The following is a 15,384-nucleotide window of genomic DNA, read 5'->3' on the forward strand; positions in this document are numbered from 1 at the left end:
GCATGCTCTATGAATTGATCCCGAACATGCCGAAGCACCGGCTACTGCCCCTGATGCGGCGGTTCACGGAAATGCTGCGCAGCAGCGGCATATTCGGCAATTCCATGCCGGCTACGTAATGAGGGGATGAGTGAGGTAATTCATCGCTGTCCGAAACCGATGCGGCGGCCGGCAACTGTCCAATTGTTGGCATGTGTTCTCCTTCAATCCGCAGTAATTGGCTGACCGGCCGGGCTGGTCAGCGGTACGCCGCCCAATGTTGTAATCGCGGTCGGCGGTGCCGGGACCGAAGCAAGCGCCACGACTGGCAATCCAATGCTGCGCGCCAAGCTGCGCCCACATACTGTCGAAATTCCAATCGTCACGGTGTAACTCGTGCCGGCTTGGCCACCACTCAGCCACAGGACAGCCCGAGTTCCATCCGCAGCGGCCGATGCCAAGGTCAGATCACCTGGATTGTCGGGGGAAATCGCAACGCTCATCGTCGCGATCGTATCGCCTGGATTACCGGTCAGCGCAGGTGCGATCTCGAATACATAATCCAGCGTGTCGCCAGGATCCTTCTCAGGCCATGTCAAAGGCTGTGGCGGCAGCAAGGCCAGGCCGCGCGGGGTCGGAATAAAGCCCTCGATTTCGATTAGCCTTGCCGATGAAACCTGCCAGGCATGGTTAATCTGCGTTGTCGTTCCGCTCATGATGGCTGATCCCGCTCAATATTCGACGATCACGCGACCCGGCGCCCCAGCACCACCCGGGCTTCCCGCCGGATTACTGGTCGAAGTTGTGGTGCCGCCGCCGCCGCCGCCGCCGCCAAATCCTGTCGCCGCGAACCCGGCAACCGGCCCGCTGGCACCCCGGCCGCGACCGTCACCGCCACCGTCGCCACCGCGGGACGCGATCGTTATGCCGTCACAGCCCATTGCCCCTGCTTGAACGATCCGCGCGCCCCGACCGATGCCCCCAGCACCGCCCGCCGTTGCGAATAGCGCGGTGGTACCGCCCTGCCCACCGCCGCCACCCGATGCCGACAAATAAGCCCCGAAACTCGATGTCCCGCCGTCCCCGCCATCGCCTACGCTGGTCGGCGGGATCCCGGCTGAGCCAACGCTAACAGCGATCACTTGCCCGGGGACCAAGCCACCAATCACATCGATTGCGGTGCCACCCTGGCCGCCGCCGCCGCCCGGCAAGGTCGCGTGATAGCCGGCAGCACCACCGCCGCCCATCGCTGTAACCTTCACTTGGGAGACACCGGCCGGGACCACAAAACTGCCAGATGATTCAAAAACCTGCATCGAAGAAAAACCGGGACGCAGCTGTGGCAGTTTGAAACTTAAAAACGGCGCGGTTGGTATCGTCACGATATCCGCAGCTGTGATCGCGGTCTGACCATAATTGACCGTAACCACATACAACCCGACCCATCCTGCATCGACCGCCGGCGTCGTCTGCGTCCCAGCTCCCGCGGCGGCTCCTGGCTTGACCTGCAACTGCACCCGTTCGATCCGAACGGTATTCTGCGCCCCACCGGAGTTATTAGGTCCGGAGTATGGCACGGTAGGATTGGCAGCATTCACATATGGCAGCACCACAGGTACGGTGTCGAGTTCCGAAAACGTCGCTTCGATCAGATAATTGACCGACTGGCCGGAACTGCTGGGCGCCGCGAACGTGAATGTCACCGGATCGAGGTTAACCCCGGTCTTGACCGTCTGTTCCGTCACATCCGCCGTCAGGCTACCGTAACCATTGGCATCCACGGGCCCATACTGCGTAATCGAACCAGGCGCGACCGTAACCGTCAATGAGGCAGGCACAGTCGGCAGACAGGCCAACCCATCGGCGACGACGTCAGTACCGAACACCGCTGCGTTCAGCGCACCGATACCAACCAGCACGTTACGATTGATGTTCAGAATATCCGTATCGAGCGGAATGGCGCCCGGATAGACGATCGTGCGATCCATGAAATATCCCTTGATTGATAGCGAAAACGTTTCGAAACCCAAGCCTGCTCAGTCGGAGAGCCGGGTCCAAGCAACACCGTTCGCCGGCAATACGCCGACAATGGCAGCGTAGATCTCGGCATCCGTGATCAAACCGGGATCGTCGACCAGATCGCTCCACGCCATCGGCGCGGTCGCATAACCCCCTGGTCCATAGTTGTAGCCACCATTATTTCCCGAGGCCGTGACAACCGGACGATACGCGGTTACGAAGCATTGATACGGCAAGATCACACTACCGTAGCCGCCCCGTGTGTTGTAGCCGAGCGTATTACTTGAATAGCCGCCGGTATCCCCGGTGTTGAACGGTTCGAAAACAACAGGCACCCGGCCGGTCTCGACCACCAGTGCCGTAATCAGCGCGTCCCTCGTCGCACGCGGCGCCAGCAGATTTGACCTGATCCGTGCGCCGAACGCTGCATCGGTCTCACCAGCCCGTCTTGTTAACGCCGTACCGAAATAATCCTGTGCCGCGATATCCAAAAATGGCCCGTTCGCAGTCGCAATCCGCGTCTGTAGTGCGGCAAACCCAATCAGCGAATATAGAGTCGACCAAGCCGCAGCAATGCCACCGAGCACGGCATCGAGCACTGGCGTAGCATCACCAAACCACCGTACTGGCAATACTGCTTTCAACCGCCCCAGCATGTCGGCTGAACTACCGGTCGGAACCTGTGATCCGCTCATCGCTCAGGCCACACTAACCGTGCCGACCCGCACGGCACCAAACAACGGCGGCACCAAATCTGCCGTCGCGCCGTTCACGATCGTATCGGTCACGTTAACAACAGCGCTCGACGCGTCGTAAGCGATCTGCGCAAGCCGTGAGTAAGGCAACCCAGCCCCCACTGGAAGCGCCTCGATGTAGGCGGAAATTGCGTTGCTCACAGTTGCAATCACAAACTGTGCTTGCGCCCCCGGCGCAAGCGTCAGTGTCATCGATATATTGGCATTAACTACCACCGGACCCTGCACTGCAAACCTTGTGCCCACCGGCCGCACTGCGTTCACCGCGGCAGCAACGCTTGCCAACAACCCGGCCGGCGGCGCTCCGGTCCCGTTATCGACCGTAACAACAAAGCTGCCCATGCTCACGGCGCCCGTCTGATCAACATTCTCGGCAATCGAAACCGACAGTCCCTGCTGCACACCGGCTACACTTTCCTCGATCGCACCCGGTGTCGCGCGTGACAAACTGGCCAGATAATTGCCGAATCGGGCCTTGAATGCCGCGTCGCTTTCTGCGTCCAGTCCGCCGGTCATCGGTGCGGCGTTGCTCACGGTATCGATCCCGGGAATAGCGCTTGTCAGCAGCCCAATCGTCCCAGCAAGCACGTCGCCTGCCGCCCCCGGCACCACAGCCACCACCGGCACATCGATCGAGGCGATGCCCGCTGCCAGTCCATAACCGCCCGCAGCAGCGCTGTAGGCAGGGTTGCTCGTATCCGTGCTGACGATGAAACTCTGGCTACCATCGCTGGTCATCACCGTCGTTCCAATCGGCACGAAAGCCGATAGCACGGGCGCAAATCGACCGAATGTCACGACGCCGGCCGCCGCCGAGGCCGGCAATCGCACGAACCCGAAATCGGCCCCGAAACTGTCACAGTCAGTCCCGCTGCTGGTTGCCAGTCGCGTTGTCTGCAAAACCTCGACGATCAACCACTGCAACCATAATCCAAGCGACGCGTTCGCCTCCAGAATCGCGCGCAACACCGAGCCAACTGTCAGATCCAACACCTGCGTTGCGGCCCCCTGCACGGCAGCCGCCATCTGCTCCACCATCGCGGTGAAATTCTGTAACGATAATGGCATGAAATATCCTCTAAATCGGAAAGCAACCATCCCGCGGGCGACGCCGCACAACCGTCTCAAACCGAACTGGACATCAGACGGGTAACGTCAGCGCGGTCGCCTGACCGGTCATTGCGTCCTGATACGCGATCGTGAGCGCAATCCCCGAGGTGCCGGTCTGCTCAAGCGTAATCTGCGGCAGAGGCGATTGCGCAACGCGAGCCTCTGCGAGAATCTGTGCTCGCGTCACAGCCCCAACCGCGCCAGCCGCCCCGGTTACACCAACAAACTGGCCTAATCCGGCACCGTAGGACAACTGCCAGATATAGTCGCCAGGATTAGTCAGGAGCCGGCGCAACACCCGTTGCTTGGTCAAGTCTGATCCGCTGGCCAGCGCTAGATCCCCCGACACGCCGATGGTCAGGTCGCCGCCAAACACCAAAGCTGCATCCGCCATCATACCACCACTGATGGTGCACCGGTCTGCCCACCCTGGGGATCGGCATGTACGTGCCCGTCGTAGGCCTGGCGGAGTCGATCGAGGCTGCCATGTGCACCCGCCAGATCCGAGATCTCACCACTTACCATCAAATCCCCCTGGATCGAGACCGTGCTTGCCTGCAACGCAATTGTGCCGTCATTCTTGAGCTTGATGAATGACCCGGTCTGATGCACCAACCAGAATTCACCGACCGGTGCCCCCGGCGGCGGCTCGGTATCCGACCAGACGCGACCGATCACCACGGCCTGCTCGGCATCGCCCTCCTGCCCAAGCACCATGACTTGATCCCCCGGCGACAATGGCGCCGCCATGCCCCAGCCAGCACCAATCCACGAACTGAGCACCGGAAGCCATCCGGAAAGTGCATTCTCCGGTTGCAACATTACCCGCGCGGCGTAGGCGGATGCATCGAAACTCGCGACGATACCAAACCGCGCCTGACCGCTCATCCCGTCCAATGCCGCGGCACGCGCCTTCACAGCATTCCAGAATCCATCCATCATGCCACCTGCAATGCTTCAAAACGCTGCACGAAGCCCTCCCGAATATCGATACTCCGCTCGATAGTCCGCACCACGTACGACGTGTCGAATTCTGTTCCGGTGCCTTGCAAGGTGAACAAACTATCTGGCACCATCGTCAGTTCCCCAGGCATACTGGCCCGAAGCAACACCGCCTGTGCCGCCAGCGCCGCCTGCCGCGCCGCTGCCTCCCGATTCACCTCCGCTTGAGTCAGATTAGGCCGCACCAGCGTCACGCCACCGGCGGTGGCGCCAGAAGGCCCCGCTGTGGTCGAAAATCGTTGCTTTAACTTGGGATTCCAGCTGGTTACGGTCACCGGCGGTGCCACCAGGCCAAAGGCACGATCCACCACCAAGGTCAGTAAATCACGCCCGAACATCACCAACGAGGGCGGTGTCGGTGCTGGAGGACCAAAAGTGAGCACAGTCCCGATCACGGATAACGAATACCGTTCGAGTGCCGCCAATCCCGCAAGTAAGTCCCACCGCGTCGCATGCCGCGTGTGCATGCCCAAGCCGGTCCGCATATGGGCCAGCTCATAATACTGCCCAACCGGCGTGGTCGTAGCCGTCACATTCGCCGCCAGCCCCGCCTCCGACGCGAACGCTTCGGCAATCTGGCTGGCCGTATGATTGGCAAAGCTCTGACCGACCTCGGCGTCAATCAACCGGGCCGACAAATCCCGCCCCGAGAGCACGATATGCCCGGCTCCGAAATCCACCGCAATATTGTCGATCTGCCCTGTCAATATGGGATCGCCCGGTACAACCCCACCACCCAGCCCGATTGCAATCGTCACAGTGCCACCCTGAAGTCCAGAAAACACTGCCGCCCCCCCCGGGGTCGCGCCGGCAGCGAGCATCACCCGAAACCGGTCGGCTGCGAAATGCCCACACTGCAAGAGTTCCAACCGTTCGGCCCCGGCGACCGGCACGCCACCGATCGCCACCGTCAGCGACACCGGACGCGCCATAACCGCCGATGCAAGCGTGTCAGACATTCGGAACACCACCTGTCGCCAACGGATCAACCGGCGGTAGCGCCAAGGTCACCACCCCACTCAAAACCGGGTCACGCAGACCATTCGCCTGCGCAATCCGGATCCACTGCGTGGCATCGCCCAGATACTGCGCCGCGATCGCGAATAAATTACCGCCGACCACCGTCACCATGGTTTCGCTCATAACGCTCCCAATCCGATATTCACCGCAGCCCGTCCGAGGTATGCCTGTGCCGCCGCGGCACCCGCCAGCGTCGACGATGCGGCGCCCAGGGTTGTCAATGCGCCAATCGGCTGCGCCGCGCCCACCCCACCTGAAAAAAGAGCCGTCGCCCCGCTCAGCGCCGATCCAGCCCCGCTCACCGCCGCCGCAAGGCTCGCCTGGCCCGCTGCGATACCAGCAGAACTGCCCGCGGAAACACCCGCCAGCGAAATACCGCTCAATCCGCCAAGTCCGGCCGCACTCGCAATATCAAGCCCGGCCTGTGCGAGCGCGGTGGGTATCGCCGTCACTAGATTCTCGACAGACAACAAGGTGATCTGAAACGGGATCCACCAAGGCTTCTGATACGTCGCCGTGAAAGCGGTTATCACGACGCTGAACGCGAATCCGTCCCATGCGAGCGGCAGGGTTGCACCAATGTTCAGCGCCACGTCCAGCGCTTGCGCCCGGAGCGCCGCATCCGGTCCGGAAAATGTCCCGCCGAACGTAATCTCTCCCGCTGCTGCACCGAGCACATCCACTATGCGGCTCCCACCAACCGGCTGATGCACCGCCAATCGCTGCGTACCCCCAAACTTGATCTCGGCCGGTACCTCGAAATCCCGAAATGCGACACCACCAAGCGTCACCGCAACCGATGTCATGCCAGACTCCTGATTTCAAAACCCCGGTTTTCGTCCCGGAAATATCGGCGAAAGTGCGCTATCGAACCCGGTCACGCCCGAAGGCGGCCGCCGTCCCTCATCCGCAAACAGATCACGCACCATCCGCGCCATATCGTCCGGCACGAGCGCCGCACCGCCTAACCGCTCACCAAAGGGTCGTTTAGTCTCGACCGGCCGTACCGTCTGCCCATCAAGGGTCCGGCCCACCAGACCCTGGTGGGTGACAAGGCCGCGCCGCTGTTCGTCACCCTTAATCGTTGCGCCGAGATCCGAGGGACCGCGCCTATCAAAGCCCCGATCGCCCAACTGCCCACCCCGATCCCGCGCCACCGGCGCCATCGCCCGTTTACCAACCCCGCCACTTTGAGGCGCATCCTGATATCTCAGTATCAGGCGGCGCGAAGCAAGCACAGGCGGGATTGTCCGGATCTTTCGGACAATCCTTCTTGCACGATATCCGCTAACCCGATGATCAATCCGTCGCGCCACCATCCCCGCGGACTTGTCAACGCCACTCGCATCGCCATTGGGCAGAGCGCCACCAAAAAGAAACCGCGGATCTGTCTTTCTAAGCTGTGCCGCGACCTCAACCCATCTGATTCGCCCCGGCGTGACTCCCCGCAGACCCCCAGCCCATGCCTGCACGTCGGGTCGCGCACGCCCCGACCGAAAGCCTTCAAACGGCGAGTTTGAGCGCCGTACGCCCCCCCCAACCGATCCTCTGACTGACCTAGTCCGCCGCATCCCGAGCCCGATGCCACTGGCATGGACCACATCATACGGGCGCATTGCAGCGAGGTGAAAGGTCGTACCGGGCGATGGACGCAAGGTCTGCCCGAACGCAGCACCGGCGCTGTCACGCCCTGGCTTGAAGCGCGCCGGACGCACACGAATTGTCCAAACCCGGCGCGGCGCCAACCGCAGCCCCAGCCCCAACGATTTCGCCAAACGCCGACTAGCTGTCCTGACAAACCGCGCATAGCGAGCGCCAGCCCGGTCCCGCGGCACGATCATGGCGTCCCCCACAGCATGGTCTTCCAATCGAATTCCAGCCCATCCAACTCGCCACACGCCACAACGAATGCCAAGCGTTCCGCCTCACCTAACGAAAACGCCACATCAAAAGGCACCCCACGCCCGACCAGATACAGGCAGTCGATCAACGCGGGGTGCCGGCTCAGTTTCCCGCCAGCGCCTTCACCGCACCAGCGTCATCACCATCGAGCGCAAGGGCGACCGCTTCAATGCCCTCCTCACCCAACCGCTCGACCGCATGTTCGACCGCCGCCTCGCTCGCCGGAAACAGCAGTGGCACGCCATCCACCGCCGTCACCGAAGCCGCAAGCGATGCCACACCGAGATACGCGTCGTTCATAGACAAATTCGCGCCCAGGGCCTTGAACAGACGCAACCGGTCCAGCATCGTCAGCGTTCGCAGGCTCAGCTGCCGCCCGCGCGAATCCTCGATCACACGATCGCTCATACCCGCTTCCTGGTCGATGCGAAGAAATCGAGCTTCTGGGCAACCGGGGCATCACCCCGGTACATGCCGGCCGAGCTGAGCTTGAATACCACGCCCTCGTACTGATAGGTCGATGTCGAGCCATCGACTTCACTGACATACTGATAGAGCGTACCCGGCGAGATCGCCTGCCCCGCCAGGTACGCCTGCTCGATCTGCGCCATGAAATCATCCGCGACCGATGTGCCCCGATCAAGCGCGAAACTGCCCTGCCACCCGCGCGGCAGTTCAGCACCCAGCTGCACCCCATCGAGCCGATCGATCCGGACGCTCTGCGTCACCTGGCTCACCTCGAATCCGGTGACGAACGCCAGATCGATGCGACCAAATGGTCCCATGCGTGGACGGCCCGTTGAGTTCAAGTGGGAATTTGCAAGATTTGATGGCGGTTCGAAAGCGGTCATGCGTTCGGCCTGTATATGCGGCAACATGGCCGCCGGCCCAGATGGGTTCCGCGAGCAACATCCAAACATAACCGCGGCATATAATATGCCGGGGACCTTCGCGGATTTTGTTGCTCGTCGGTTCGACCGATCATCATCTCTTGCTCTGCCCTTAAACCCTCGGCACCGGCGCGCGGATCAGACTGCTACCGGCTGACGCCGATACGCTTCACCCCGCGCCATCATGGCCCAGATGATCCGGGCCATCTTGTTGGCCAGAGCGATCGCCGCGACCTTGCGCGGCCGCCGCTCCAGCAATTGCAACAGCCAGGCGGTTGCCGACTTGCTGCCTGGCTTAGCGTAGCGGATCACCGCCATTGCCCCAACCACGAGCAACTGTCGCAACCTCTCATTGCCTGCTTTACTTATCTTTCCCATACGATGCTTGCCGCCGGTGGAATGTTCGCGCGGGGTCAGCCCAAGCCAGGCGGCAAAATGTCGCCCGGTCTCAAAGTTCGCTGGGTTCACGCTCAGCGCCATGGTGATCGCGGTGATTGGTCCAACGCCTGGAATCGCGACCAGGAGCCTGCTCACCGCGTTAGCCTTGTGCTGTTCGAGCAGCTGTTTCTCGAGCATCTCGATCTTCGCATCGAGATCAGTGATATGCCGGCCCATCTGCTCGAACATCGCCTTTGCAATTGCTGGAATTGCCTCCTCAGTAGACAGAACGGCAAGCAATGCTGTGACGTTCGCGCAACCCTTAGCGGCAACAATACCAAATTCCGCCGCGTGTCCCCGCAACGCGTTGATCGCCTGGGTCCGCTGGTTCACCATGAGTTCCCGATGCTTCACAATGATCGTCGCGGCTTGCTCCTCTGCCGATTTGACCGGAACCGTGCGCATGGTCGGACGCGCTGCCGCTTCACTGATCGCCTCCGCGTCATTTCGGTCATTCTTGCTGCGCTTAACGAAGGGCTTCACATATTGCGGTGGGATCAACCTCACCCGGTGGCCCATAGCACCGAGCACTCGCCCCCAATGGTGCGAGCCAGCGCAAGCTTCGAGAACCACCTCCGTCGGTGCCAGTTTGGCGAAGAACGGTTCGACCTGAGCCCGCCTGATCTCGCGCCGCAGTACCGGGCGCTCCTGGTCATCGCCCCCGTGGATCGTAAAAACATGCTTGGACGTGTCGATCGAAATGCGTTTAAATTCCATTGGGCGGCCCTTTCATTGGGTTGGTTGATCGACCCTATATTGGCACATTCGATGCCGTTGGGCCGTCCACCCCAACATAACCACGATCTGACAGTCATTGCCGACTGAAAAACTGTTATATGGCATGCTCTATTGTCCTCACACGGTTCCCAGCGGCAATATCTGCTGACTGACCTGCACGGTCTGTCCGCCTTCGACATTGACGATGAATTTTTCATTGATTGCCTGGTACTGCACCTGCACGTCTGCCTGCACGTACCCCAGACCCGTGCGCGAGGGCGGATTGTTCGAGATGTCGCAGACAACGGCAAAAGGCAACGTGCCGTTGGTCGAACCCAACATGCCCTGACCCAGCATGGCGTTCAGAAACGACAGTAACGTCGAGCGAATATTCTGGAATAGCGTGGTATTGACCAATTGGCCGACATACCCGCCCATCCCAGCCGACAGCGTGTCGGCAATATAGTTAGTCATCCGGGTATAATTGTCACCATTCGTAGCAGTGTTGGACGATGAATTATGGCCGCCCCGCACGCCCCAGAACGCGCCACCCGGCTGCGGGTTACTGATGACGTCAATCCCGGCCGAAAGCAGTGCCGCGAGGTCCGCCATCGAATACGTATTGCGGGTCCCGGCGACCGCCTGCCCGGACTTCTGACTCCCGACTACTCCATACAGCGGCTTGTTCAGCGACGACTGCTCCGGGGACAAATTCGCGAGCCTCCCGGCAACGAATCCCTGCGGCGAAACGAGACGCGTGATGCCATTCGCTTGATCATACCACCACAGCCAATCGCCAAACATCAGCTTCGCAGCATAAGAATCGATACCCGCAGTCTGCTTTGTCAAAACCGCATTCGCAATCGTATCGCCAGGCGGTCCCGCGAGGATCATGTAGCAGCCTTCGTCGAGTCCGAACGCAACCTCAGTGCTCCATTGTGTCGGATCATCAAGATCAGCGAGCACAATGATGCTGCAACCCTGGCCCCGTAGGGCATACATCCCCGATCGGGGCACCACATCCTGGCCAATGACCATCCCCGAGGTCATGCCAGTCGCACCGTCGGTGCCCGGCGAACCAGCAAGGAATGGAAAAGCCCCTACCGATGGCGCCAAGGAGGACGTTCCGGCACTCGCCACGACCAGACGCGATGCACCGCGCATCGGGCCCGTACCGACATTGATCGCACTCGCCACTGCCTGCCAAAATGCGGCTCCACTGCCGACAATGTTGTCGAATACCTCCGGCGTCTGCCCCGGCAACGCGATCGTCACCCTCCAGGAATTCGCCGCCGATCCGACCGAAACAGTGGCAACCAGCGCATTGCCCAGGCTCCCGGTATACAAAGCCGTCAAGGTCAGCGCACCCAGGATCGAGACTGACGCGGCTGTATCGGTCCCGTCGGTCACCCGCACGCATCGGAAGTTTGAAGCCCCCTGCTGCACACCGATGGCTACGACTGTCCCGATATCATACTGACGCGCCATTACCGGACCAAACGCGGTCGCGTAGTCACCCATCGAGCCCACGATCATCGGCTCGTTCACCGGCCCCCAACTCGCACTTCCAACCACACCCAGCACATTGGTCGGCACACCATTGAGCAACAAGCTTTGCGGCGGCACGATCTGCACGTACAAATCCGGCACGATCAATGCGGTTGTATTCAACGCACCCGCTTGTGAAATCGGCATTGCTCAGCCCTCCGCCATGACGCGTACGACCGATTGCGCATGGCCATCCGCCACGACCTTCGCCATCGCCGCCGGATCGGTAATCATGTCACCCCGTTTGAAGCCGCTGAACGGCTTCACCACTACCATCTTGATTGTCATGAAATCTCCTTAACCGGATATACCGGCAATAAACGCGCCATTCGCTTCGATATCGCCAATTCCAAACAGCATTGCTGGCGTGATCGCAGCCAAAGTTGTTGGGTATTCGACAGTGTAAATCAGATCACGCCGATAGAGCGCGGCATCAGCACTCACGTCCGTGGTCGTCCCGCCAGCAAAAACCAGATGTCCGCAAGACCCATCTGCCAGCGGAATGAAATTTGGAGTGGCCAATGCCTGGTCGATCACGGCCGCCGCAGAATCGCGCGTTAGCGGATCCCCGCACCATAGTGAAATCCGAAATGCCTGGACCTGCCGCTTGATCTCCTGCAATGCCACCCCACCCGCAACCACCCGTGCAGTAAACAGCCGCGCTGCCGGCACCGTCACGGTCGTGCCGGCATAATCGACCAACCATCCCGCCGCGCGCAGCTGCGCCGCCAGGTTACTTGCAACCGTCGGCGGCGTGTCCCGCGCCTGCACCGCATAGGGAAAAATCGCCCCGTCAACCGCAATTCCGGCCAGTTGCCCGGCCACGCACACCCCCGCGAAAGTCGCCGCGCCGTTCCCAATCGTCACCGAAAGTGTGGCAGGTACCGGCGCCACAGCCTGCCACACCCGGGGAAACCGCGTCGTATTCTTCACGACCGTGTCGGCCGTGAACACGGTTGCATGCATCACCCCCTGCGCCAGATCAGCCTCCAGCGCCGGCCCGTTTGGCAGTCCCCGATATACCCGGCATGTCACAAGACCCCCAGGCCCCGCCACGGCCGAGACCTCGCGCGTTCCGTTCGGATAAACCGCATTCGCGACCAGTGCGGCCAGTGCGTTTTCAACATCCGCCTGGTCTGCCATCACATCACACTTTCGGTCAGCGCGAGCCGCCAGATCCCGCCATAAGCGATCACCGCATCCACCACGAATTGCCGCCCCCGCGCGTCGCGCACAATATCGGCCACCTGTGGCGCAAGCCCGGCAACCGCTGCAACCGCACCCACGTACCCAGGCAGCTTGGTATCATCCGGCAAGCCGACCCGCCCACGATCACTCACGCCACCTGGCAAGAGCGCCGCCGGAAACCCCGCAAGGATGGCGGTCGCCGTCCCCGACAGAACTGCCCCATACGGATTAACCCCCGCCAGCACCTGCGAACCTGGCCGCCACAGGGTCACCGTCTCATTGCATTGCACCCCCAGCACCGGCGCCGGCGGCTCGTTGGTCGCCACGAGCATGACTCCCAATGGACCGGCAATGTAATCTCCCGCCGTGACGTAAGCCTGATCCAGCACAAGCTGCCGATACGGCACGCCGAACGGCGCCGGCCCCCGCGCCGAACCCGACACCGGCACCGATAGTACCGCGAGCCGAACCGTCCGGTTCGCGGCCACGATCGGGCAAGCCCCGTCCCGCGGTCGGTACGCATCACAGATCACACCCGCCTTGCGCGCCGCCATCCCCCCGCCATACGCGATGCGGTCCGCTAGCCTGACACCGTCCATGCGGTCCTCAAACAATCAAAGTGATGCCGGCAGATTCCAAGGCAGGCCCCGGCGGCACACCGATGAAACCACACAGCCGCCGCCGCCACCCATCGAACAGCGCATCGCGATCGCGCACTTCCCGCTGGTTATGCTGCCAACTCGCCGCCGCATCGGTATCAAGATTGCCGCTCGCCAGTGGTACTGCCGCCTCCAGCCCGTTCAAGGCAGCCAGGTAATTCACCACAACCACGACTTCGGTCGGAGCAAAATTATTCATGCGGTACTCGAGCGAGCCATAGGCCTGGAAAAACCGCCAGGACTGAAATCCAGACGCCCCCGCGCCATAGGCAGGGTAGCCACAGAACCGCCGCACATCGACCTTCTGCGCCTCGGTCAGTACGCCAGGCGCGCTGTCATAGTTGCCCGACATCTCAATACACCGAACCATCACCACGCGTGAAAAACACCGATCCGGTGCCCGATCCCAGTACTGCACTGGCGGTCGTCGCCAGTTGCCCGGCATCCACCAGCATTCTCGCGCCAGGGGGCACGGGAGTGTCACTCACCCCCGCGGTCACGCCCGTCATGCCGAACCGCACGAAGGCAACCGATCCGGCCGCATTGTACACCAGCACGCTCGATCCCCCACCGACCAGCGCGACCGAAGCTGCACTGGTCGACCCGGCCACCGAAGCCGTCCCTGCTGGTCGAAACGGTAACGAAGCTCCTGACGACATGATCGATCTCCCTCAGCCGATATGCTCGATCATCACCGCCCGCTTGAAATTCGCATTGGTCGCGGTCGGCACCACGACCGGCGTGGTCGTCGTATCCGAAGGTGCACAGAACCCGCCGATCCAGTACCAGGACTGCGCGATGATCTGCTGCAACCGATCGATCGGCTCACGCGTCACCATCGCCACACTGTCGATAATGTTCACCAGTGCATCCTTCGGTGCCACATCCTCGGCCCCGATCCCGGCAAAATCCGCCTCGATCAACGCACCTTTCCCGCAGATGATCGGTCGCCGTATAGCCAGACCACCCGAATTCGAGATCGGCTGGACGATCGCCTCGGTCGTGGTGATAAACCGCAGGCCGAGGAAATCATTGACCATCCCCTGACGGAACACGGGGTTGTTCGAGGTCGCACCCTGAAACAACTGCCGGAAGTCAGGATCGGAAAACAACTGCCGCGCTGAAACCGGGTCGAGATAACAATTATACGCGCCGTCAATTTCCGGCACCGCATTCTGCCGCAACGAAGCGACGGCATCCAGCAGCACCGACATCGTCAACGTATTACCCGCCTGCAAGGCCGATGTCGTGAGCAAGCCGGAAGGACGGATAATCTTGCTTGCCGTTGCGGCAATCACCGGATTACCGGCTGTGCCGTCACTGACAACAACGTCAGTGGCAAACGTCAGTTGGCCCGAAAGACCACCCGGTGTAGATGATGTATTGTTCAAATCCGGCGTCACCGAAATTATCGAATACACGCTGCTTCCCACCGTCACCTCCAACGGATAGGAAGCCGAGACCGCCGTCTGCACGCCATTGACATAAATTGTCGTGAACCCGCGCACATCGTCAACGGCAATCGTCGGACCGGGGCTGCCCAGCGTGGTCAGCACACGAGTGTTGCCGCCAAAATACGGTGCGAACAAAGCGTTACGTGCTAACTCATCAAGGCTGCGCGCCGCCTGCTCGCCATTCGTCGACGCATTCTGTAGAAACTGCGACGCGATTCCCACGCGGCTCGTTACCATATTCAAGTCCTGTGTCGCCGCATAGAAATTCAGCGTCACAGTATATTGCTCGACACCCCAACCCTGCGGCGTCAAACCATTGTCCAGATTCGTATTTGTGCTGGCCGCCAGTGGGGTCGTGACGGATGGTTTCAACCCTGCCCTGGTCTTGGTCAGAGTCTCGCCGATCCCGACCGCGAAACTCTCGCGATCCGCCACCATCCGATAGCCCAGCCGCGACCGCAACGCCTGCTCGAACTCACGCTCGAGAAACCCCTGCTGAATAATCGGCTGCAAAGATGCCGGAAAATTTGAAATACCCATGTTTGTCCCCTTGCGATGAACGCAAAAAAACGCGCTTCCCATGGAAGCGCGGCGAAAGAAGAAAGGTGTTCTTTTTTATGAAAAAGAACCAAAAAAACTTCCGTTAGGTCAGACTGCAGAATTGGAATGGTGCTCACCCAGACGAACGAGAGATTTGCCTCTT

Annotated in this window: 20 protein-coding genes; all 20 read right to left on the reverse strand. The window is 61.0% G+C overall.

The features are described 5' to 3' along the window. Positions 1-203: 203 nt before the first annotated feature. A complete protein-coding gene (locus tag AruPA_RS11845; protein ID WP_265636913.1) occupies positions 204-695 on the reverse strand; it encodes a hypothetical protein in 492 nt (163 codons plus the stop codon). 15 nt (positions 696-710) lie between these two features. Further along, positions 711-1,967, reverse strand: a complete 1,257-nt coding sequence (locus AruPA_RS11850) for a hypothetical protein (protein WP_265636914.1) — start codon at positions 1,965-1,967, stop codon at positions 711-713. Positions 1,968-2,015: 48 nt separating this feature from the next. Then, the gene (locus AruPA_RS11855) at positions 2,016-2,693 is read right to left on the reverse strand and encodes a hypothetical protein (protein ID WP_265636915.1); all 678 of its coding nucleotides are present in this window, start codon (positions 2,691-2,693) and stop codon (positions 2,016-2,018) included. Between the two features lie 3 nt (positions 2,694-2,696). Beyond that, positions 2,697-3,791, reverse strand: a complete 1,095-nt coding sequence (locus AruPA_RS11860) for a baseplate J/gp47 family protein (RefSeq protein WP_265636916.1) — start codon at positions 3,789-3,791, stop codon at positions 2,697-2,699. 103 nt (positions 3,792-3,894) lie between these two features. Then, a complete protein-coding gene (locus AruPA_RS11865; protein ID WP_265636917.1) occupies positions 3,895-4,260 on the reverse strand; it encodes a hypothetical protein in 366 nt (121 codons plus the stop codon). After that, on the reverse strand, positions 4,257-4,802 hold the full coding sequence (locus AruPA_RS11870) for a phage baseplate assembly protein V (protein ID WP_265636918.1): 546 nt from the start codon (positions 4,800-4,802) through the stop codon (positions 4,257-4,259). The genes AruPA_RS11865 and AruPA_RS11870 overlap by 4 nt, the downstream gene beginning before the upstream one ends. Next, a complete protein-coding gene (locus AruPA_RS11875; RefSeq protein ID WP_265636919.1) occupies positions 4,802-5,824 on the reverse strand; it encodes a hypothetical protein in 1,023 nt (340 codons plus the stop codon). The genes AruPA_RS11870 and AruPA_RS11875 overlap by 1 nt, the downstream gene beginning before the upstream one ends. Next, a complete protein-coding gene (locus AruPA_RS11880; protein WP_265636920.1) occupies positions 5,817-6,008 on the reverse strand; it encodes a hypothetical protein in 192 nt (63 codons plus the stop codon). The genes AruPA_RS11875 and AruPA_RS11880 overlap by 8 nt, the downstream gene beginning before the upstream one ends. Further along, a complete protein-coding gene (locus AruPA_RS11885; RefSeq protein ID WP_265636921.1) occupies positions 6,005-6,691 on the reverse strand; it encodes a hypothetical protein in 687 nt (228 codons plus the stop codon). Before AruPA_RS11885 ends, AruPA_RS11880 begins: the two co-directional genes overlap by 4 nt. A gap of 15 nt (positions 6,692-6,706) precedes the next feature. Beyond that, positions 6,707-7,051 carry a hypothetical protein gene (locus AruPA_RS11890; protein WP_265636922.1) on the reverse strand — a complete coding sequence of 115 codons (345 nt, stop codon included), beginning with the start codon at positions 7,049-7,051 and terminating at the stop codon, positions 6,707-6,709. Between the two features lie 838 nt (positions 7,052-7,889). Continuing rightward, positions 7,890-8,195: a hypothetical protein gene (locus AruPA_RS11895; RefSeq protein ID WP_265636923.1), complete on the reverse strand. Its 306-nt coding sequence runs from the start codon at positions 8,193-8,195 to the stop codon at positions 7,890-7,892. After that, on the reverse strand, positions 8,192-8,572 hold the full coding sequence (locus AruPA_RS11900; RefSeq protein ID WP_265636924.1) for a hypothetical protein: 381 nt from the start codon (positions 8,570-8,572) through the stop codon (positions 8,192-8,194). Before AruPA_RS11900 ends, AruPA_RS11895 begins: the two co-directional genes overlap by 4 nt. A gap of 243 nt (positions 8,573-8,815) precedes the next feature. Then, positions 8,816-9,832 carry an IS110 family transposase gene (locus AruPA_RS11905; RefSeq protein ID WP_265636925.1) on the reverse strand — a complete coding sequence of 339 codons (1,017 nt, stop codon included), beginning with the start codon at positions 9,830-9,832 and terminating at the stop codon, positions 8,816-8,818. Between the two features lie 138 nt (positions 9,833-9,970). Further along, on the reverse strand, positions 9,971-11,527 hold the full coding sequence (locus tag AruPA_RS11910; protein ID WP_265636926.1) for a phage tail protein: 1,557 nt from the start codon (positions 11,525-11,527) through the stop codon (positions 9,971-9,973). 3 nt (positions 11,528-11,530) lie between these two features. Continuing rightward, a complete protein-coding gene (locus AruPA_RS11915) occupies positions 11,531-11,668 on the reverse strand; it encodes a hypothetical protein (protein WP_265636927.1) in 138 nt (45 codons plus the stop codon). A gap of 9 nt (positions 11,669-11,677) precedes the next feature. Beyond that, positions 11,678-12,346 (reverse strand): hypothetical protein, encoded by a 669-nt coding sequence (locus AruPA_RS11920; protein WP_265636928.1) that lies wholly within the window; start codon positions 12,344-12,346, stop codon positions 11,678-11,680. Between the two features lie 176 nt (positions 12,347-12,522). Beyond that, positions 12,523-13,167 (reverse strand): hypothetical protein, encoded by a 645-nt coding sequence (locus AruPA_RS11925; protein ID WP_265636929.1) that lies wholly within the window; start codon positions 13,165-13,167, stop codon positions 12,523-12,525. 7 nt (positions 13,168-13,174) lie between these two features. Next, positions 13,175-13,579 carry a hypothetical protein gene (locus tag AruPA_RS11930; RefSeq protein ID WP_265636930.1) on the reverse strand — a complete coding sequence of 135 codons (405 nt, stop codon included), beginning with the start codon at positions 13,577-13,579 and terminating at the stop codon, positions 13,175-13,177. A 1-nt stretch (position 13,580) separates the two neighbouring features. Then, complete coding sequence (locus AruPA_RS11935) at positions 13,581-13,838, reverse strand: hypothetical protein (protein ID WP_265636931.1); 258 nt, start codon at positions 13,836-13,838, stop codon at positions 13,581-13,583. A gap of 60 nt (positions 13,839-13,898) precedes the next feature. Beyond that, positions 13,899-15,221, reverse strand: a complete 1,323-nt coding sequence (locus AruPA_RS11940; RefSeq protein ID WP_265636932.1) for a DUF4043 domain-containing protein — start codon at positions 15,219-15,221, stop codon at positions 13,899-13,901. Positions 15,222-15,384: the final 163 nt, after the last annotated feature.

This window comes from Acidiphilium sp. PA (assembly GCF_026191915.1).
Classification (GTDB): Bacteria; Pseudomonadota; Alphaproteobacteria; order Acetobacterales; family Acetobacteraceae; genus Acidiphilium.